20 protein-coding genes are annotated in these 17,619 nt (G+C 68.2%); 9 read left to right on the top strand and 11 right to left on the bottom strand.

The window, feature by feature from the left end; all coding sequences use genetic code 11:
• The first annotated feature begins 51 nt into the window (after positions 1 to 51).
• Positions 52 to 777: a siderophore-interacting protein gene (locus ACJH7A_RS09370; RefSeq protein WP_212812594.1), complete on the top strand. Its 726-nt coding sequence runs from the start codon at positions 52 to 54 to the stop codon at positions 775 to 777.
• On the opposite strand, the gene ACJH7A_RS09365 is transcribed toward ACJH7A_RS09370, so the two are convergent.
• From ACJH7A_RS09365 to ACJH7A_RS09355, 3 genes are all read right to left on the bottom strand, one after another.
• Positions 762 to 1,346: a TetR/AcrR family transcriptional regulator gene (locus tag ACJH7A_RS09365; protein ID WP_212812593.1), complete on the bottom strand. Its 585-nt coding sequence runs from the start codon at positions 1,344 to 1,346 to the stop codon at positions 762 to 764. The two genes, ACJH7A_RS09370 and ACJH7A_RS09365, sit on opposite strands and share 16 nt — an antisense overlap.
• Positions 1,346 to 2,593 carry a cytochrome P450 gene (locus ACJH7A_RS09360; protein WP_406775644.1) on the bottom strand — a complete coding sequence of 416 codons (1,248 nt, stop codon included), beginning with the start codon at positions 2,591 to 2,593 and terminating at the stop codon, positions 1,346 to 1,348. The genes ACJH7A_RS09365 and ACJH7A_RS09360 overlap by 1 nt, the downstream gene beginning before the upstream one ends.
• A gap of 91 nt (positions 2,594 to 2,684) precedes the next feature.
• Complete coding sequence (locus ACJH7A_RS09355; RefSeq protein WP_318986588.1) at positions 2,685 to 4,097, bottom strand: FAD-linked oxidase C-terminal domain-containing protein; 1,413 nt, start codon at positions 4,095 to 4,097, stop codon at positions 2,685 to 2,687.
• Here ACJH7A_RS09355 and ACJH7A_RS09350 point away from each other — a divergent pair.
• A complete protein-coding gene (locus ACJH7A_RS09350) occupies positions 4,044 to 4,499 on the top strand; it encodes a hypothetical protein (RefSeq protein WP_406801843.1) in 456 nt (151 codons plus the stop codon). The two genes, ACJH7A_RS09355 and ACJH7A_RS09350, sit on opposite strands and share 54 nt — an antisense overlap.
• Here the strand turns inward: ACJH7A_RS09350 and ACJH7A_RS09345 are convergent.
• Positions 4,486 to 5,124, bottom strand: a complete 639-nt coding sequence (locus ACJH7A_RS09345; protein WP_244872639.1) for a TetR/AcrR family transcriptional regulator — start codon at positions 5,122 to 5,124, stop codon at positions 4,486 to 4,488. The genes ACJH7A_RS09350 and ACJH7A_RS09345 overlap by 14 nt on opposite strands.
• Positions 5,125 to 5,204: 80 nt before the next feature.
• On the opposite strand from ACJH7A_RS09345, the gene ACJH7A_RS09340 reads away from it, so the two are divergent.
• Genes ACJH7A_RS09340 through ACJH7A_RS09330 form a run of 3 tightly spaced genes read left to right on the top strand, consistent with a single transcriptional unit; the run spans position 5,205 to position 8,068 of the window.
• Positions 5,205 to 6,152: an oxygenase MpaB family protein gene (locus tag ACJH7A_RS09340; protein WP_318986587.1), complete on the top strand. Its 948-nt coding sequence runs from the start codon at positions 5,205 to 5,207 to the stop codon at positions 6,150 to 6,152.
• A 29-nt stretch (positions 6,153 to 6,181) separates the two neighbouring features.
• The gene (locus tag ACJH7A_RS09335) at positions 6,182 to 7,012 is read left to right on the top strand and encodes a uracil-DNA glycosylase (protein WP_318986586.1); all 831 of its coding nucleotides are present in this window, start codon (positions 6,182 to 6,184) and stop codon (positions 7,010 to 7,012) included.
• Positions 7,013 to 7,015: 3 nt separating this feature from the next.
• Positions 7,016 to 8,068: an LLM class flavin-dependent oxidoreductase gene (locus ACJH7A_RS09330; RefSeq protein WP_318986585.1), complete on the top strand. Its 1,053-nt coding sequence runs from the start codon at positions 7,016 to 7,018 to the stop codon at positions 8,066 to 8,068.
• Here the strand turns inward: ACJH7A_RS09330 and ACJH7A_RS09325 are convergent.
• Genes ACJH7A_RS09325 through ACJH7A_RS09315 form a run of 3 tightly spaced genes read right to left on the bottom strand, consistent with a single transcriptional unit; the run spans position 8,065 to position 9,446 of the window.
• Complete coding sequence (locus ACJH7A_RS09325; RefSeq protein WP_318986584.1) at positions 8,065 to 8,511, bottom strand: nitroreductase family deazaflavin-dependent oxidoreductase; 447 nt, start codon at positions 8,509 to 8,511, stop codon at positions 8,065 to 8,067. The two genes, ACJH7A_RS09330 and ACJH7A_RS09325, sit on opposite strands and share 4 nt — an antisense overlap.
• Positions 8,508 to 8,954 (bottom strand): HIT family protein, encoded by a 447-nt coding sequence (locus ACJH7A_RS09320; protein WP_318986583.1) that lies wholly within the window; start codon positions 8,952 to 8,954, stop codon positions 8,508 to 8,510. Before ACJH7A_RS09320 ends, ACJH7A_RS09325 begins: the two co-directional genes overlap by 4 nt.
• Before the next feature lie 24 nt (positions 8,955 to 8,978).
• Entirely contained in the window at positions 8,979 to 9,446 is a 468-nt protein-coding gene (locus tag ACJH7A_RS09315; protein WP_212812584.1) for a glyoxalase/bleomycin resistance/extradiol dioxygenase family protein, read from the bottom strand.
• A gap of 27 nt (positions 9,447 to 9,473) precedes the next feature.
• On the opposite strand from ACJH7A_RS09315, the gene ACJH7A_RS09310 reads away from it, so the two are divergent.
• Together ACJH7A_RS09310 and ACJH7A_RS09305 are read left to right on the top strand one after the other, a co-directional pair.
• On the top strand, positions 9,474 to 10,301 hold the full coding sequence (locus ACJH7A_RS09310; protein ID WP_406801833.1) for a DUF6597 domain-containing transcriptional factor: 828 nt from the start codon (positions 9,474 to 9,476) through the stop codon (positions 10,299 to 10,301).
• A gap of 17 nt (positions 10,302 to 10,318) precedes the next feature.
• On the top strand, positions 10,319 to 11,695 hold the full coding sequence (locus tag ACJH7A_RS09305) for an amidase (RefSeq protein WP_406801832.1): 1,377 nt from the start codon (positions 10,319 to 10,321) through the stop codon (positions 11,693 to 11,695).
• On the opposite strand, the gene ACJH7A_RS09300 is transcribed toward ACJH7A_RS09305, so the two are convergent.
• Positions 11,692 to 12,654, bottom strand: coding sequence for an esterase family protein (locus ACJH7A_RS09300; protein ID WP_406801831.1), 963 nt, complete (start codon positions 12,652 to 12,654; stop codon positions 11,692 to 11,694). The two genes, ACJH7A_RS09305 and ACJH7A_RS09300, sit on opposite strands and share 4 nt — an antisense overlap.
• Before the next feature lie 76 nt (positions 12,655 to 12,730).
• Complete coding sequence (locus ACJH7A_RS09295; protein ID WP_406801830.1) at positions 12,731 to 13,219, bottom strand: DNA-deoxyinosine glycosylase; 489 nt, start codon at positions 13,217 to 13,219, stop codon at positions 12,731 to 12,733.
• A 42-nt stretch (positions 13,220 to 13,261) separates the two neighbouring features.
• Here ACJH7A_RS09295 and ACJH7A_RS09290 point away from each other — a divergent pair, with 42 nt between their 5' ends.
• On the top strand, positions 13,262 to 14,341 hold the full coding sequence (locus tag ACJH7A_RS09290) for an adenylate cyclase regulatory domain-containing protein (protein WP_406801829.1): 1,080 nt from the start codon (positions 13,262 to 13,264) through the stop codon (positions 14,339 to 14,341).
• A gap of 67 nt (positions 14,342 to 14,408) precedes the next feature.
• Complete coding sequence (locus ACJH7A_RS09285) at positions 14,409 to 15,209, top strand: family 16 glycosylhydrolase (protein WP_406801828.1); 801 nt, start codon at positions 14,409 to 14,411, stop codon at positions 15,207 to 15,209.
• Here ACJH7A_RS09285 and ACJH7A_RS09280 read toward each other — a convergent pair whose 3' ends face one another.
• Together ACJH7A_RS09280 and ACJH7A_RS09275 are read right to left on the bottom strand one after the other, a co-directional pair.
• Positions 15,210 to 17,321, bottom strand: coding sequence for a heavy metal translocating P-type ATPase (locus tag ACJH7A_RS09280; protein WP_406801827.1), 2,112 nt, complete (start codon positions 17,319 to 17,321; stop codon positions 15,210 to 15,212).
• Complete coding sequence (locus tag ACJH7A_RS09275) at positions 17,318 to 17,521, bottom strand: cation transporter (RefSeq protein WP_212812576.1); 204 nt, start codon at positions 17,519 to 17,521, stop codon at positions 17,318 to 17,320. The genes ACJH7A_RS09280 and ACJH7A_RS09275 overlap by 4 nt, the downstream gene beginning before the upstream one ends.
• Between the last annotated feature and the right edge of the window lie 98 nt (positions 17,522 to 17,619).

The following is a 17,619-nucleotide window of genomic DNA, read 5'->3' as shown; positions in this document are numbered from 1 at the left end:
ACACCATCAATTAGGTTATGCTGCCCTAAGAGTCCAATCGGAGGGTGCAACATGACCGAGTCGAAGCCGTCGCGCGGAATCCAGGGCGCGCTGGTCAAACTGTGGCGGGGCGGCGATTACGAGCTGACCGTCACCGGCCGCACCCAGATCACCCCGCACTACCTGCGGCTGCATTTCACCACCGGCAACCTGCTCGCCGAGCGGCCGGTGCACCCGACCATGTGGGTCCGGGGCTGGTTCCCCGACGGCGACAAGGCGCATCAGCGCGGCTACACGCTGGTCAACCCCGATCCGGTGGCCGGCACCACGGACATCGACTTCGCGCTGCACGACGGCCTCGCCACGCGCTGGGCGCAGGACGCCAAGCCCGGTGACACCCTCGAGGTGACGCTGCTCGGCAGCAGCTTCGAGCTGCCCGAGCCCGCGCCGGCCGGATACGTACTGGTCGGTGACACCGCATCGCTGCCGGCCATCAACTCGCTGCTGCAGGCGATCGGCGAGGCGTCCATCCAGGTGTATCTGGAGGCGGGTCACGACGACGACCGCGATCTTCAGGTGGGCACCGGTGCGCCGGGGCTGACCGTCACGTGGGTCGACCGCAAGAACAACGGCGAGGCTCTGGTCGAGACCGTGCGGGCGTCGGCGTTCGACGCCTCCGATCACTTCGGCTGGGTGGCGTGCGACAACCGGACCACCCGCTCGGTGGTCAAGGTGCTGCGCGAGGACTACCAGATTCCGAAGAAGGCGATCAAGGCACGCGCCTACTGGGAAGCCTGATCGATCGGAACCAGCTGGGACACCACGAATTCGTCGATCATCGCGCGTTCGTCGTCTTCGTCGGCGCCGGGGAACATCAACAGCGATACCAGGATCCGGACGAGCCAGCCGGCCCGGCGGTGCGCGGCTTCGGTCTCCAGTTCGGGCCACGACGCCGACAGGAACGCCGCCACCAGTCCGGTGATGACGTCGGACTGCGCGGCGACCTCGCCACCGATCGGTCGCTGGGTGGCGACGAACCACGATGACAGCGCCGGACTTTCCCGCACACTGCGCAGCGCGATCGCGACGCCGTCGAGCAGCCGGGTGCGCGGATCGGTGATGTCGGCGATCTGCTCACCGACATGGGCGAACACCCGGAACGCCTCGCGGTGCACGTAGGCCAGGTGGAGCACGTCGCGGTTCTCGTAGTACCGGTACAACGTGGCACGGGAACACCCTGCCGCCCTGGCGATTTCGAGCATCCCGACGGTCGCCGCGTCCTGCTCGGCGAACAGGCGGTCGGCGGCGTCCAGGATGGCCTCCGCCGCGACCTCGGTGCGGCGGCCGGCCAGCCAGTCGTTTGCCATCAGCCGATCGTAAACGGCACCGATAGCGGGCGTCGCACGTAGCTGCCCCCGGCCCACTCGATGTTGTCCTCATCGACAGTGAATTCCGGTATCCGGGAGAGCAGTTCGGTCAGTGCGACGCGGGACTGCATCCGTGCGGCCGCCGCGCCCAGGCAGTGGTGCGCACCGTGGCTGAACGTCAGGATGTTGCGCGGGGCGCGCGTCACGTCCAATTCGCCTGCGTTGGCGCCGTATTGGCGTTCGTCGCGGTTACCGGAACCGTAGAGCAGCAGAGCCTTGCGGCCGGCGGGGATGGTGGTGTCGCCGATGGTGACATCGCGGGTGGTGGTGCGGGCCAGACCCTGGACCGGCGAGGTGAGCCGGAGCAGTTCGTCGACGGATTCGGTGATGAGGTCCGGGTTCTCCACGAGCAGCCGGCGCTGATCGGGGCGCCGGTGCAGCAGTTGGACCGAGCCGCCCAGCATCCCGGTGGTGGTGTCGTTGCCGCCGGTGACCATGGTGAACGTGAACGCGAGGATCGACAGCACGCCGCTGATGTCGCCGTCGGCGCCGATGCCCGCGGCGACCAGGTGCGACACGGTGTCGTCTTCGGGCTCCTTGCGGCGGCGCTCGATCAGCGCGGTGAAGTACCCCATCATGTCGCCGAGCGCGCTGCCCAGCGTCTCGAGCGCACCGCCGAGGCCGCCCTCGGCGGTGTTGGCCGCGACGATGGCCTCGGTCCAGCCGTCGAACTGGTCGCGGTCGGCTTCAGGAACACCCAGGTAGTGCGCGACGACCATCGACGGCAACGGCTTGAACAGCTCGGTCACGATGTCACCGCCACCGGCGGCCTTGAGCTTCTCCAGTCGCTGCACCACGAACTCGCGCACCTTGGGCTCGACGGCCTCCACCTGGCGCGGTGTGAAGCCGCGCGACACCAGCTTGCGGAATTCGGTGTGTACGGGCGGGTCCGTCATCACCATCGGCGGGTTGTCTTGCAGGCCAATGAGTTCCAGCTCGCCGTAGTTGACGGTCAAGCCCTGCGCCGAGGAGTACGTCTGGTGATCGCGCGCCGCGGTCCAGATGTCGGCGTGCCGGGACAGCACGTAGTAGTCGGCGCCGGGATTGTCGGTGGGTACGACATGGTGGACGGGATCGTGGTCGCGCAGCGCGCGGTACATCGGCCAGGGATCGACCCACCCGGCGGAATCGGCAAGCTGGAACGCCACGGGGGAGCCGGACGTCTCGTGAGACAAAATCGCCGTCATGTCTTATGTGTACGGCGGCGGGGCTGATGTGTCAAGGGTCCATCGGCACGCGCCATGAACACCGCCGAGGTGTTGTGGCGCTGCTGTCCGGCTAGATGCCCGCCCCCGGATTCAAGATGTTGTCGGGATCCAGTGCCGCTTTGATCCGGCGGTTCAGTTCCATGACCTCCGGGCCGAGTTGACCGGCCAGCCAGGGCCGCTTGAGCCGGCCGACGCCGTGCTCGCCGGTGATGGTGCCGCCGAGCGACACGGCCAGGTCCATGATCTCGCCGAACGCGATGTTGGCCCGCCGGGTGTTCTCGGCGTCGTTCGGGTCGTGGACGATCAGCGGGTGGGTGTTGCCGTCCCCGGCGTGCGCAATCACCGAGATCAGCAGGTCGTGCTTGCGGGCGATCTCACCCACGCCGTCGACCAGGTCCGCCAGCGCGGGCAGCGGCACCCCGACGTCTTCCAGGAGCAGTGGGCCCTTGGCCTCCACGGCCGGGATCGCGAACCGCCGAGCGGCCACGAAGGCCTCGCCCTCGTCGGGGTCGTCGGTCAAAAACACCTCTGTCGCACCGGCTTCGGTGAACACGCGGGCCATGAACTCGGTGTCCTCGACGCCCGCCGGGCCGCGGTCGTCGGAGGCCGCCACCAGCATGGCCTTGGCGCCGCGATCCAGGCCCATCTTGAGCTTGTCCTCGACGGCGTTGATGGCGACGTCGTCCATGAACTCCAGCATCGACGGGCGAATCCGGCCGGTGACGGTCACGACGGCGTCGGCGGCCGCGCGCACCGAGTCGAAGCTCGCCACCACGGTGCACCCGCGGTGCTGTGGTGGCAGCAGGCGCAGGGTCGCCTCGGTGACGATGCCGAGGGTGCCCTCGCTGCCGACGAAGAGTTTGGTGAGGCTCAGTCCCGCAACGTCTTTCAGCCGCGGGCCGCCGAGCCGCACCGCCGTGCCGTCGGCCAGCACCACCTGCAGGCCCAGGATGTAGTCGGTGGTGACGCCGTACTTCACGCAGCACAGGCCGCCGGCATTGGTGGCGACGTTGCCGCCGATGCTGCAGATTTCGAACGACGACGGATCCGGCGGATACCAGAGGCCATGGGCCGCAACGGCTTTCTTGACCTCGGCGTTGAGCAGGCCGGGCTGCACCACGGCGGTGCGGGTCGCCGTGTCGACGACGATGTCGCGCATCCTTTCGGTGGTGAGGACGATGCCGCCGTCGACGGCGGTCGCCCCGCCGGACAGGCTGGTGCCGGCGCCGCGCGGCACCACCGCGATCTTGTGCGCGCTGGCCCACCGCAGGACCGTCTGCACCTCCTCGGTGCTGCGCGGCCGTACCACCGCGATGGGGGTGCCGGCGTCGGGATCGAGCGCGCGGTCCTGTCGGTAGGACGCGACGATGTCGGGATCGGTGACGACGGCGTCGGCGGGCAGGTCGGCGATGAGGCTGGGCAGCGCGGTATGCACGCGGGCAAGTCTAGGAGCCCGGTGGTGACCAGCGAAGACTCGCGTCATGTGCCGGGGGCATTAATCCCATGTAACGCCCGTGTTACGGGTATCGTCAGCTATGTGTACAGCAAGGCCTTGTTGGCCGAGATGGGAGCGCTGCGCGACAGCCGTCGCGGAGCGCATGTGTCTGCGACCGCGATCGAGCTCCACGTGCGCGCCGTGAGTCATAGCGTGCGCACGCGCCGGCCGGCTTTCGTGGCCGACGAGGCGCTCGATCTGATCGCGTCAGGGTCGGTGACAACCGTTGCGGCACTCGAGCTTTGGATGGCTGGCCTCTGGCAGCGGGTGCCCGGCGGCTACCTGATCGACGACCGTGAACTGATCGCCCACCTGTCATCTGGTCCGGTGCGGCGCTGGGTGCGCCGGGTGTGGCTCAAGCTCAACAGTGAGTCGGTCATCCCGTTCTGACGGCACCTGCAGTTGCGCGGACGCCGCGTAATGCGGCAAACAACAGGTCGTTCAGCATGTCGATGAGGTGGTCGCGGTCGACGGAGATCGCCCCGACGAGGACCGCGGTGAGCGTCTCGGCGACCCCACCGATGACAAATTGCGCCGCCAGTTGCAGATCGATCGGCCGCGGGTCTGTCGCGGAGCCGCTGAGCCCGGCGACGATGCCCGCGAATCGCTGAGCTTCCGAGAGGCGACGCGGGCCGAGGACGGGTGAGGACGCGGACTCGATCAGGACGATGCGGCCCTTGCGCCGATCGGTCAGTGCGACGTCGACAAGTGCGCTGAGCGCCGCGCGCGACCGTGCGCGGGGGCCGCCCTTGGTGTCGGCGATCGCGGCGAGTCCACGCTCTTCCACTTCGGCGGTGATCTCGTCGAAAACCGCGATGTGCAGGTCCTCGATGCGTGGAAACGACTCGGCGAAGTAGCGCGCCGCCAGGCCGGCCTGCTCCGCTACGCCACGCAGGGTGGTCGCGGGGATGCCCTTGGTGCCCATCAGCTCCAGGCCTGCCGCGATGAAGCGACGCCGCCGATCGGCGATGCGGTCGGCGCCACTCATGCCGCCGTACTGCCGCGCCTCACTCACGTCACCAATCTTGACACACGCGTTGACAGATGGTTGCCTCATCTCATCTATCAACGCTTGATGACAGATTGGATGCGCGCATGACCATGACTGCATCGCCCGTGGGGGCCGGCGTGGAGCCGTGGCACCCGAGCCAGCCGCATGCCGAGCTGGCGGCCGACGTCCGGTGGTGGTTGGGCTCGCCGCTGAGCCTCGGGCTCTTCGGGCGCCTGGCACTCGACCAGGTGGCATACCGCCCGATCGCGGCAGCGGTCGATTGGTCGGGACGATTTCAGGAGAACTTCACCGACCGGGGTATCCGGTCGCTCGCCTTCGGCATGCTGATGCTGTTCGGCGACGAGGCCGACCGGCGCGGGGACACCGAGGAACTCAAACGGCTGCATGCCGGCGTGCGGGGAACCGGCAACGGTGAGTTCGCCGACACGCGGTTCAGTGCACTCGACCCCGAACTCTGGAATTGGATCGCCGTCAGCTCGCTGAATCTGTTCTACCGGGGCTACGTCGCGGTCCGCGGCGAGAACCTCGATGCCGAGCAGCGCGAGGCGGTGTATCGGACCCTGCGGTGGATGATGAGCTATCTGGAGCTGCCCAGCGCGCGGGCCAAACTGCCCGAGACCCTGGCCGACATGGAGGCGTACTACGACCGCGTCGCCGAACAGCACCTGGCGGACAACGCATTTCTGCAGTATGCCGACGAAAGCTTCGACACGCTGCCCGTGCCGGCCTTGCTGCCGAAGCAACTGCGGGTGCTCCTGCTGCCGCTGTGGAACGTGCTGACACCGATCGCGTTGCGGGTGCCGAAGGTGTTGGGCCGGCGCCATGCCCACCCGAAGATGCGGGAGCTGCTCGATATTCGGTCGACGCCCTTGAACCGGCTCGAATACGCCCTGTATCTGAAGGCCTCTCAGGTGGCCTGGCGGTACCTACCGCGGGCCGTCGTCCTCGATCCGCTGGCATACAACCGCTACCGCTACGAACGGCTGCGGTCGGCCTACCACCGCGTGCAATTGGACAGCTTCGCCGCTTAGCCGCGCCGCCAAGAGGGCAGAATCTTGGGGTGCTGCCACATCCCCGAACCGGAGTGTTGTTCCCGTCCCCGGTCCCGGCCGGCGCGGGCTGGCCCGGGGACCCGGCCGACGCCGACACCCCCGTCGCCCGCACGGCGGCGCAGGTCCGGGCCAGGGCCCGTCGCTGTGCCAGTCTGGCCGACCTCGACGCCCAGGTGTCGGTGTGCCGGGGCTGTCCTCGTCTGGTCACCTGGCGTGAGGACGTCGCCATGCGCACGGTGGCCAAGCGCAAGGCCTATGCCGCCGAACCGTACTGGGGCCGGCCGGCACCGGGGCTCGGCGTGGACCGGCCGCGCATCTGGGTGCTGGGTCTGGCGCCTGCCGCCCACGGTGCCAACCGGACCGGCCGGGTGTTCACGGGCGACCGGTCGGGCGACTTTCTCTTCGCTTCGCTGCACCGCGTCGGCCTGGCCAGCAGCGCCGACAGTATCGATGCGGCAGATGGCTTGACCCTCAACGACATTCGGGTGGTGGCCGCCGTCCGGTGCGCCCCGCCGGACAACGCGCCGACGCCGGAGGAACGTCTCACGTGCGAGCCGTGGCTCAGCGCGGAGTGGCGGCTGACGGGTCAGGACGTCCGGGTCGTCGTCGCACTCGGTGGCTTCGCCTGGAAGGCCGCGCTGGAGTTGACGGGAGCAGGACGGCCGTATCCGAAGTTCGGGCACGGCGCGCTTGCCGTGCTGCCCGACGGGCGGCGGCTCCTCGGCTGCTACCACCCGAGCCAGCAGAACACCTTCACCGGCCGGCTCACCCCGGCCATGCTGGACGACGTGTTCAGCACGGCCAAGGGAATCGCATCCCGCCCCGAAGGGTTGGAATAGATCGTGCAGTTGTCTGTCCTCGATCTCGTCCCGGTCCGTAGCGACCAGTCCACCGGCGATGCCTTCGCCGCCACCGTTCGCCTCGCCAAGGTCGCTGATGAGCTGGGCTACACCCGCTACTGGGTGGCCGAGCACCACAACATGCCCGCGGTCGCCGCCACCAGCCCGCCCGTCGTCCTTGGCTACCTGGCCGCGCAGACCACTCAGATCCGACTCGGCTCGGGCGGCGTGATGCTGCCCAACCACGCGCCGCTGGCCGTCGCCGAGCAGTTCGCGCTCTTGGAGGCGGCAGCGCCGGGCCGCATCGACCTCGGCGTCGGCCGGGCGCCGGGTACCGACCCCGTCACCTCGATCGCGCTGCGCGGCCCGGCCGGGCGCACCGACGAGGACATTCAGCGCTTTCCCGAGTACCTCGACGACGTCGTCGCGCTGATGAGCCCCGGCGGCGTCAAAGTGTCCCTCGAGGGACGAAACCTGTTGGACAAGAACTACATCCTGAAGGCCACCCCGTCGGCGGTGAGCCCGCCGAAACTGTGGCTGCTGGGCTCGTCGATGTATTCGGCGCACCTCGCCGCGGCCAAGGGGCTGCCGTACGTGTTCGCCCACCACTTCTCCGGGCAGGGCACCGAGGAAGCCCTGGCCACGTACCGCGAAGAGTTCCGGCCCAGCGAATTCGCGGACAAGCCAACCACGTTCATGACCGTCAACGCCTGCGTGGCCGAGACGCGCGACGAGGCCGAACAGCTGATCCGCCCCAACCTGCAGATGATGGCATGGCTGCGCACCGGCGAGCCGCTGCGTGCGCTGGATCTGGTCGAAGACTCGGAGCACAACCAGCTCACCGCCACGCAGCAGGCCATCGTCGCCGCGGGAATGGAGCGGGCCGTCGTCGGCGCACCCGCGGAGGCCGCGGACCAAATCCGCGACCTGGCATCGCATTTCGGTGTCGACGAGGTGATGGTCAGCCCCGTCGCCGCCGCTCGCCGGGGCTGCGATCCAGCCACCGCCCCGGCTCGCGAGACGACGCTACGGCTGCTCGCCGAGCAGCTGCTCTAGCGGGGCGTCAGCGCGACCACCGGGATCGGCCGGGTGGTGCGCTTCTGATATCCCGCGTACCGGTTGGCGTTGTTCTTGTTCACGATCTGCCACAGCCGCGCGTAGTCGGGGTCGTCCTTGCCGACCACGCGCGCGGTCACCGGGATCCGCTTCGTCCCGACGTTGATCTCGATCTCGGGCTTGGCCTTCAGGTTGAAGTACCAGCCGGGCGCCGTCGGCTCGCCGCCCTTGGACGCGACCACAAGGTAGGCGTCGCCGTCCTTCGCGTAGGTCAGCGATGTGGTGCGTGCCAGGCCCGTCTTGGCGCCGACGGTGTGCAGCAGCAGGCTCGGCGGGACGCCGGGGAACTGGTGCCCGATCCGGCCTTCGGTCTTCTGGTAGATCCGGTCGTGCATTTTCAGCAACGGGAGACCGAGGTATTTCTCCCACAGGGGCATGCTCATGGCTGCAAGTCTGCCTGCGGATCAGACAGCCGCGCCACCGCCTCCAGTAGGATCTTTCCGCTGGTCTCCCGGTCCGGATCACGGCGCAGCAGCATCCCTTTGGCAAACGCCAGCTTGTCGCCCAGCTTGCGCGGGACGACGTGCAGGTGGATGTGGAACACCGTCTGAAATGCGGCTTTGCCGTCGTTGATCGCGACGTTGTTACCGTCGGCGTGGAGGCCGGACTCGCGCGACGCCTGGGCGATGCGCTGACCGAGCTTGGCCATACCGGCCACCACGTCCGGCGGGGTGTCGACGAGGTTCTCGTAGTGCTGCTTGGGGACCACCAGGGTGTGGCCGCGGGAGAACGGGCGAATGTCCAGGAACGCCACGTAGTCGGTGTCTTCGTAGACGCGCACCGCGGGCGCCTTCCCGGCGACGATGTCGCAGAACACACAGGCCATCAGTTCACGGTAGGCCAACCGGGGTCAGACGTTGGAGGCCGCCCACTCCGACAACCGGCGGTCGCGTTCGGCGGCGTCGACCTCTTCGACGCGCGTCATCACCGCCCAGCGCTGGCCGAATGGATCGATGATCGACGCGAACCGGTCACCGGTGACGAAAGTCTGTGTCGCTTCCCGGATCGTCGCGCCGGCCCGCTCGGCGCGGTCGACCACCGCGTCGACATCGGGGCAGTACAGCACCACCGAATGCGTGACCGGACCGCTGCGGGGCGGCGCCACCAGTTCGTAATCGGGGTTGGGATCGGACAGTTGCAGCCGGCCGGTACCGAAGTCCAGCTCGGCGTGGGCCACCTTGCCGTCGCTCGCGTCCATCTTCTCGATCAGCCGCGCGCCGAACACCTCGACGTAGAAGTCGATCGCGGCGGCGGCCCCATCGATCACCAGGAACGGGGTGAGGCTGGTGTAGCCCTGGGGAATTGGTTGCACGCTCATGGCACCCAGTTTCGTAGGGTCAATGGTGTGGCGGCTTGGAAAAACCCGACAACAGCTCCCAAGCTGGGTGTGGTCGGCCGTGCCAATACCGGCTCGGTGTTCGATCTGCAGCAGTGGCAGCCGTCCGCCGCGGCAGCGGTCTGGGTCGAGAACTTCTGGTCCGTCACTTGGGATTTACGGGACGTCGAGCCGTTCGACAGCACCGTCATCACCTTTCCCGCGGTGCACCTGACGCACGAGTGGGGCACCGACGAGGTCCGGCACGGTCACCGGTTGCCGGCGACGCTGGTGCACGGCGTGGTCGAGCGGGTGTTCACGACCACGCTGTCGGGGGCAGGTTCGGTGGTGGGCGCCAGGTTCCGGCCCGGCGGCTTCGCGGCCCGTTTCGGCCGGGACGCCGGCGCGCTGACGGGCCGCGTGCTGCCGGTGGGTGCGGAATTACTGGGCGCCGCAGTCCCTTTCGCCGACGATATCGACCGGGACGCAGCGGCGCTCGACGCCGCGATCGGCGACCACACCGATGTGGGCGCCACGTATCGGGACCTGACGCGATTGCTCGACCGGGTTCGCGCCGATTCACAGCTGCACCGGGTCGAACAGGTGATGGCGCTGTCTCCCTGGAGCGAGCGGACCACGCAGCGGGTGTTTCGCCGGTACGTCGGGGTGCCGGTGAAATGGGTGCTGTGCCGCTACCGCCTGCAGCACGCGGCACTGCAGATCGAGACGGTGCCGGACCTCGACTTCGCCGACCTGGCAGTGCGATTGGGTTGGTACGACCAAGCGCACTTCATCAACGACTTCCACGCGATGCTCGGCTGCACGCCGGGGGAGTACGCCACAAAACACCGCCGATGATGGGTAATCTGCGCCGCATGGACTCTCGTGACCTGGCGTTCGCCGGCGCCGCCGAACAGGCCAGGATGCTCGCCGCCGGTACGGTGACCGCACCCGAACTCGTCGAACTGTACCTGGACCGGATCGCGCGCATCGATGCCGAATTGCGTTGTTATCGAACAGTTCTGGCCGACAGTGCCAGGGCCCAGGCGCAGGCCGCGCAGGCCCGGCTGGACGCAGGGGAACGGCAACCGCTGCTCGGCGTACCGATCGCCATCAAGGACGACACCGATGTGGCGGGCGAACTGACCACGTTCGGCAGCAGCGCGCACGGACCGGCCGCCACCACGGACGCCGAGGTGATTCGGCGGCTACGCGATGCCGGCGCGGTGATCCTGGGCAAGACCACGGTGCCCGAGCTGATGATCTGGCCCTTCACCGAGACACTGACCTACGGCACCACGCGAAACCCCTGGAATCCGGACTATGCGCCGGGCGGCAGCAGCGGGGGCAGTGGCACCGCGGTCGCCGCCGGGCTGGCGGCGGTGGCGATGGGATCGGACGGGATGGGCTCGATCCGGATTCCCGCCACCTGGTGCGGGCTGTTCGGCATCAAACCGCAGCGCGACCGTGTGCCCATGAGCCCGCACGACGATTCGTGGTGCGGCCTGGTGGCCTACGGGCCATTGGCCCGCACCGTCGAAGACGCGGCCCTGTTCCTCGACGCCACCACCGACGGCGGCTTCGTGGCTGCCGCACGACGGGCACCCGGACGGTTGCGGATTGCGTTGAGCACCAAGGTGCCACCGCTGGTGACGGCACGGGTGGGCGCCAAGCAGCGCGCCGCGGTGGAGCAGGCGGGCGAGCTGTTGCGCGAATTGGGCCACGACGTCGTCCAACGAGATCCGGACTATCCGCGGTCGGCGGTGTACGGCCACGCCCTGCCGCGCTACTTCCGTGGTGTCTACGACGACGTGTCCGCGCTGCGGCACCCCGAGCGACTGGACCGCCGCACCCGGTCCTTCGCCCGGATCGGTGGGTTGCTCTCGCAGCGGCGCATCGACGCGATCCGTGCCGCCGAACCCGCGCTGGCCGCTCGGGTGCAATCGATTTTCGACAGTGTCGACGTGGTGATCACCCCGGGCGCGGCGACCGGGCCGTCGCGGGTCGGGCAGTATCAGCGCCGCGGCGCCGTCTCGACGCTGGCGTCGGTCGCCGCGCGCGTGCCCTTCCAGGCCATGTTCAACGTCACCGGTCAACCGGCGGCCGTCGTGCCGTGGGGGCTGGACAATAACGGTGTCCCGACGTCGATTCAGTTGGTGGGCAGGCCCTTTGACGAGGCGACGCTGCTGTCGCTGAGTGCGCAGATCGAGGGCGCCCGCCCGTGGGCGGGCCGGCGGCCTCCGGTCGGTTAGCGCGCGCCGAGCGCGGCCTGGATGTCCGGCTTCATCTGCAGGAGTTGCTGACCCCAGTAGGCCCAGGTGTGCGTACCCGTCGGCGGGAAGTTGAACGTGGCGTTGTGCCCGCCCGCGGACTGATACGCGCCCTGGAACTTGGTGTTCGACGCGAGCGTGAAACTCTCCAGGAACTGCTGGGGCACACCGCTTGTCGCGCCGGCCAGGTCGTCCGGCGTGCCGGTGCCGCAGTACACCCACAGCCTGGCGCCGGACGAGGCGATCCTGCCGACGTTGACCGTCGGGTCGTTGCGCGCCCATGCCGGATCACCGGGAGGCCCCCACATGGCGCCGGGGTTGAAGCCGCCGGAATCGTTCATCGCCAGCCCGACCAGCGACGGCCAGAACGAGTCGGACAAGTTCAGGAATCCGGACAGCGAGCCGGCGTACCGGAATTTGTCCGGGTGGTCCGCCACGTACATGAGTGCGGTCGATCCGCTCATCGACAGCCCGACCACCGCGTTACCGCCGGTTGAGATGTGCTTGTTGGCGGCCAACCACGCCGGCAATTCCCTGGTCAGGAAGGTTTCCCATTTGTAGGTCTGGGTGGTGCCGTTGCCGACGGCCGGCTGATACCAGTCGGTGTAGAAGCTCGACATGCCGCCGACCGGCATCACGACGGACAGGCCCGAGCCGTCGTACCACTCGAACGCCGGGGTGTTGATGTCCCAGCCGTTGTTGTCGTCCTGCGCCCGCAGGCCGTCCAACAGGTAGAGGGCGTGCGGACCGCCGGCCTGGAATTCGACTTTTATGTCGCGGCCCATGGCCGCCGACGGGACGTTGAGGTATTCGACGGGCAATCCGGGTCGGGAGAACGCGCCGGCCGGCGTCGCTGCGATCAGACCACCGATCGTCAGCGCCGTCAGCGCCGCACCCAGATACTTCGTGAATCCCGGCAGGTTCTTGGCGATGCGTGACATGGGTAAACCCCCTGGGTCCGGATGCGGATACACACCGCATTCGCGCGGCATACCCCCATCGGCCGAGGTGAAACGTTCAGCGGACCACTTGCCACGCCGCGAGTTTGTCGGCGAACGACATGGTCAGCGCTCCGCTGCTCGAGGGCAGGCGGACGGCGGGCAGCGCGATGTCGGTGCGCTGGAACAGTGTGTACGCCGTCAGCCCGTTGACGAAGCCCCGCTCGATCGTCGGGTGTTGCGTCAGGAACGCGTCGAAATCGTTGAGCACCAACGTCTTCCGGTCGATATTGGCGTCCAGGCTGCCGACTCGCCGGCAACTGTGCACGACGTCCCACAGCGCCACCCCGGCGGCGGTGACGGCATCGAGGCGCTCGGCATAGGGCAGCTCCGCGTCGAACCCGATGAGCGCACCCAGCAGCCGCCAGAACTGGTTGCGCGTGTTGGCGTAGTACTCGCCGGTGTCCAGCGACTTCTCGCTGGGAAACGAGCCGAGGATCAGCACCCGTGGGTCGGCGCCGACAATCGCCGGCAGCCCCGTGCGAAGCGGCATCTCTGGCTCGGTCATGTGCCCATTCTCCGTTGCTGCCAGGCGCGATAGGTTGGCCGGGTGAGTGAACAAGCTGCCGAGCCGGTCGACCGTGCCGAGCTGACCGACTGGCTGCTGTCCGAAGGGTTCACCGAGGACCAGATCAACGAGTCGTTCGCGCCGATGCTGCTGCCTTCGCGGCGGGCGTTGGGTGATGACGGCACCAGGTTGTCGGCCCGGCAGATCAGCGAGCGGTGGGGCGTGAATCTGGACCTGCTGCAACGAATTCTGCATGCAGCCGGCCGGCCCCGGTCCGAAGATCTGGACGCCGAGCTGTTCCTGCCGGTCGACAGCGACCTGGTCGGCTACGCCCAGCGGTTTCTCCGGCTCGGCCTGCCGGAGGATCAGGTCGTCGCGGTCGTTCAGGTCATGGCCGAAGGTCTGTCCCGCACCGTCGAGGTCATGCGTTTTGCGGCGTTGTCCGCGATTCTGCAACCGGGTGTCAGCGAACTCGACGGCGCGAAAGCCACCGCGGCGCTGATCGGCGAGGCGGCACCGCTGCTCGGGCCGATGATCCAGGACATGCTCCGGACCCAGTTGTTGCACGCAATGCTGGAAGAGGAGGTTAGCGCCACCGAACGGATGGCCGGACGGCCGCTGCCCGGGTCCGGGCAGGTATCGGTGGCCTTCGCCGATCTCGTCGGCTTCACGAGTCTGGGGGAGGAACTGCCGCCGGAGGACTTGGAGCAGTTGTCGCAGCGGCTGGCCGATCTTGCGCGCGATCTCGCCGAGCCGCCGGTGCGGTTCGTCAAGACCATCGGCGATGAGGTCATGCTGGTCAGCGCCGAGCCGGTCCCGCTGCTGAACATGGTGCTGCAGCTCGTCGACGCGGCCGAGAAAGACGAATTCCTGCCGCGCCTCAAGGCGGGCATGGCGACGGGCCCGGCGGTGAGCCGGGCCGGTGACTGGTTCGGCAGGCCGGTCAACCAGGCCAGCCGGGTCACGGGAGTGGCCCGCCCCGGGTCGGTTCTGCTGGCTGAATCCGCACGTGAGGCAGTCGGCGACGCACCGGATTTCGAGTGGTCTTTCGCCGGTGCACGACGGCTCAAAGGCATCCGTGACGAGGTGAAACTGTTCCGCGCCCGCCGCGGCGGGGAGTAGCCGCGGCACCGATGCCCCTCGTATACCGGCTTGCACGAAGGCCGAGACGCGGCTTACATGGGTAGGCATGCCAGACATTGATCGTCGCAGCATGCTGTCGATGGCGGGGCTGGGCCTGCTGGCCGCCACGCTTCCCAAGGCCGAGGCCCACGCTGATACGCCCGGAAAACTCATCTTCGAGGACAACTTCGACGGCCCTGCCGGATCGTCGCCCGACACCTCGAAATGGGAGATCGCGACGGCCCGGGAGTCGATGGAGAACCCGACGTATTGGGAGATGCCCGAACGCGTCGGCCAGTACCGGAATGACCGCAAGAACCTGTTCCTGGACGGCAAGTCCAACCTGGTGATCCGGGCGGCCAAGGACGGGAACACGTACTACAGCGGCAAGATTTTCGGCACCTTCAAGGCCGGCATCGGCCATACCTTCGAGGCCCGGATAAAGCTCAACTGCCTGACGCCGGGCTGCTGGCCGGCCTGGTATCTGGCCAACAACTCGCCCGGAATCGGCGGCGAGGTCGACATCATGGAGTGGTACGGCAACGGGAGCTGGGCCCACGGTACGACCGTGCACGTCAACCTCAATGGCGGCGAACATGTTTCGCACAACATCACGCCGGACAGCGCCTGGCACAACTGGCGCTGCCAGTGGGACGACGCCGGGTTGCGATTCTGGCTGGACTACACCGACGGCGCGCAACCTTACTTCAATGTCCCGGCAAAGTCGTTGCCCAACTGGCACTTCAACGATCCTGGCTACACGCTGTTCCCGATCCTGGGCCTCGCCGTCGCCGGGTCCGGTGGCGGCGATCCGTCCGGGGGTACGTACCCGGCCGAGATGCTGGTCGACTGGGTGAAGATCTGGTAGCTACCGGTTGGGCTTGAAACTGCGGAGCCGCAGGCTGTTGCTCACGACGAACAGTGAGCTGAAAGCCATTGCCGCGCTGGCGATCATCGGATTCAGCATGCCCGCGGCCGCCAGCGGGATCGCCGCGATGTTGTAGGCGAACGCCCAGAACAGGTTGCCCTTGATGGTCTTGAGGGTGGCGCGGGACAGCCGGATCGCGTCGCCCGCTGCCCGCAGGTCGCCACTGACCAGGGTCAGGTCCGAGGCCTCGATCGCCACATCGGTGCCGGTACCCATGGCCAGTCCCAGGTCGGCCTGGGCAAGGGCGGCAGCATCATTCACGCCGTCGCCGACCATCGCCACGACCCGGCCCTGATCCTGCAGGCGCTTGATCTCGTCGACCTTGTCCGCGGGCAGCACCTCGGCGATCACCGTCGCGATGCCGACTTCGGCGGCCACCGCGCCGGCCGCGCGGGCGTTGTCCCCGGACAGCAGGACCGGGGTCAGTCCCAGCTTCTCAAGGTCGGCAATGGCTTCGGCGGCAGTGTCTTTCACCTTGTCGGACACCACGATGACGCCGGCTGTGGCGCCGTCGATCGCGACCCACACCGGGGTGCGGCCTTCCGCCTCAGCCGTGTGCGCAACGTTCTCCAACGCCGGGGTGGCCGCCGTGGCCAGCCAGCTGTACCTACCGACGGCGACCTCGTGACCGTCGACTACGCCGGTGACGCCGCGGCCGTCGTGGTTGACGAAGTCGGTGACCGTCGGTAGCGGCCCGTCGGCGGCGGCCCGGGCCGCGATGGCCTGGGCGATGGGGTGTTCGGATGCGTGCTCCAAGGCTCCGGCGAGCCGTAACACGTTGTCGGACTGGGCATGTACGGCCGCGACCGTCATCTTCCCGGTGGTCACCGTTCCGGTCTTGTCCAGCACGACGGTGTCGACCTTGCGGGTCGATTCGAGTACTTGCGGGCCCTTGATCAGGATGCCCAGCTGCGCGCCGCGGCCGGTGCCGACCAGCAGCGCAGTCGGTGTGGCCAGGCCCAGCGCGCAGGGGCACGCGATGATCAGCACCGAAACGGCGGCGGTCAGTGCGGCACTCACCGTGCCGCCGGCGACCAGCCAGCCGATCAACGTCAGCAGCGCCAGCCCGATCACCACCGGCACGAACACCGCCGACACCCGGTCGGCGAGGCGCTGCACGTCGGCCTTGCCGCTCTGCGCATCGGCCACCAGGCGCGCCATCTGCGCCAGCTGGGTGTCGGCACCGACACGGGTGGCCTTGACCTCAAGGCGCCCACCGGCATTCACCGTTGCGCCGGCGAGCTGATCGCCGGGGCCGACCTCGACAGGCACCGATTCGCCGGTCAACATCGACGCGTCGACGGCAGACGTTCCCGTCACCACCACGCCGTCTGTGGCGATCTTCTCGCCCGGACGGACCACGAAGACGTCTCCCACCGCCAGATCTTCGATGGGCACCCGGGTTTCGTGGCCGTCACGGAGGACCGCGACGTCCTTGGCGCCGAGATCGAGCAGCGCGCGGAGTGCCGCGCCGGACTGCCGCTTGGCGCGGGTCTCGAAGAACTTGCCGGCGAGAATCAAGGTCGTGACGGTGGCGGCGACCTCGAGGTAGAGGTGGTCGCTGCCCATGGCCAGCATCCATACCGACCACAGGTACGACGTGAGCACACCCAGCGACACCAGGGTGTCCATCGTCGCCGCGCCGTGCCGCAGGTTGGTCCACGCGGCATGGTGCAGCGGCCAGGCGCCCCAGAACACCACGGGCGTGGCGAGGGCCAGCGCCCACAGCGCCCAGTGCGGGAATTGCAAGGCCGGAATCATGGACAGCGCGATGACGGGGATCGTGAGGGCCAGTGACGCCAGCAAGCGCGGCAGGTAGGCCGGTTCGGCGGGGGTATCGGCCTTGTCGACGCTCGCGGTGTAGCCGGTGGCCTCGACGGCCGCGACAAGATCGTCGGTGGTCACGCTGTCCGGGTAGGTGATCGCTGCCTGCTCGGTCGCGAAGTTCACGCTGGCGTGAACACCGTCGATCCGGTTGAGCCGCTTCTCGATTCGGGCCGCACACGACGAACACGTCATGCCGCCCACGGACAGGGTGACCGACGTGGTCATGCTGGTTGGACGACGTCGTATCCGGCGTCTTCGATGGCGGCAGCAACGGCGGCCCGATCGGCCTCGCCGTCCACTCGTACGGTCCCGGCCTTGAGGTCCACCTCGACGCCGGTTACGCCGGGCAGCGGCTCGACAGCTGAGGTGATGGACGCGACGCAGTGTCCGCACGACATTCCCTGAACTTCAAGTACCTGACTCATGCCTGGAGTATATACCCATAGGGGGTATAGGTAGGGCTGTGATTCGGGTCTCGGGTTCGGGTGTCGGTTGAATCTCTTCCTTTAGTCGCCTCGGGTGG

Origin of the sequence: Mycobacterium sp. SMC-17 (assembly GCF_045310915.1) — a bacterium.
In the GTDB taxonomy this organism is placed as follows: Bacteria; Actinomycetota; Actinomycetes; order Mycobacteriales; family Mycobacteriaceae; genus Mycobacterium.
Note: the sequence above shows the minus strand (reverse complement) of the source record. Positions and strands in the feature narration are given on the sequence as shown.

What these genes read in the sequence shown, in the direction of transcription:
- ACJH7A_RS09280 (WP_406801827.1), bottom strand. Translation starts at nt 17,321, where the DNA reads ATGACCACGTCGGTCACCCTGTCCGTGGGCGGCATGACGTGTTCGTCG.
- ACJH7A_RS09340 (WP_318986587.1), top strand. Translation starts at nt 5,205, where the DNA reads ATGACCATGACTGCATCGCCCGTGGGGGCCGGCGTGGAGCCGTGGCAC.
- ACJH7A_RS09355 (WP_318986588.1), bottom strand. Translation starts at nt 4,097, where the DNA reads ATGACGCGAGTCTTCGCTGGTCACCACCGGGCTCCTAGACTTGCCCGC.
- ACJH7A_RS09300 (WP_406801831.1), bottom strand. Translation starts at nt 12,654, where the DNA reads ATGTCACGCATCGCCAAGAACCTGCCGGGATTCACGAAGTATCTGGGT.
- ACJH7A_RS09315 (WP_212812584.1), bottom strand. Translation starts at nt 9,446, where the DNA reads ATGAGCGTGCAACCAATTCCCCAGGGCTACACCAGCCTCACCCCGTTC.
- ACJH7A_RS09285 (WP_406801828.1), top strand. Translation starts at nt 14,409, where the DNA reads ATGCCAGACATTGATCGTCGCAGCATGCTGTCGATGGCGGGGCTGGGC.
- ACJH7A_RS09295 (WP_406801830.1), bottom strand. Translation starts at nt 13,219, where the DNA reads ATGACCGAGCCAGAGATGCCGCTTCGCACGGGGCTGCCGGCGATTGTC.
- ACJH7A_RS09370 (WP_212812594.1), top strand. Translation starts at nt 52, where the DNA reads ATGACCGAGTCGAAGCCGTCGCGCGGAATCCAGGGCGCGCTGGTCAAA.
- ACJH7A_RS09275 (WP_212812576.1), bottom strand. Translation starts at nt 17,521, where the DNA reads ATGAGTCAGGTACTTGAAGTTCAGGGAATGTCGTGCGGACACTGCGTC.
- ACJH7A_RS09365 (WP_212812593.1), bottom strand. Translation starts at nt 1,346, where the DNA reads ATGGCAAACGACTGGCTGGCCGGCCGCCGCACCGAGGTCGCGGCGGAG.
- ACJH7A_RS09350 (WP_406801843.1), top strand. Translation starts at nt 4,044, where the DNA reads ATGCACGCGGGCAAGTCTAGGAGCCCGGTGGTGACCAGCGAAGACTCG.
- ACJH7A_RS09320 (WP_318986583.1), bottom strand. Translation starts at nt 8,954, where the DNA reads ATGGCCTGTGTGTTCTGCGACATCGTCGCCGGGAAGGCGCCCGCGGTG.
- ACJH7A_RS09360 (WP_406775644.1), bottom strand. Translation starts at nt 2,593, where the DNA reads ATGACGGCGATTTTGTCTCACGAGACGTCCGGCTCCCCCGTGGCGTTC.
- ACJH7A_RS09305 (WP_406801832.1), top strand. Translation starts at nt 10,319, where the DNA reads ATGGACTCTCGTGACCTGGCGTTCGCCGGCGCCGCCGAACAGGCCAGG.
- ACJH7A_RS09325 (WP_318986584.1), bottom strand. Translation starts at nt 8,511, where the DNA reads ATGAGCATGCCCCTGTGGGAGAAATACCTCGGTCTCCCGTTGCTGAAA.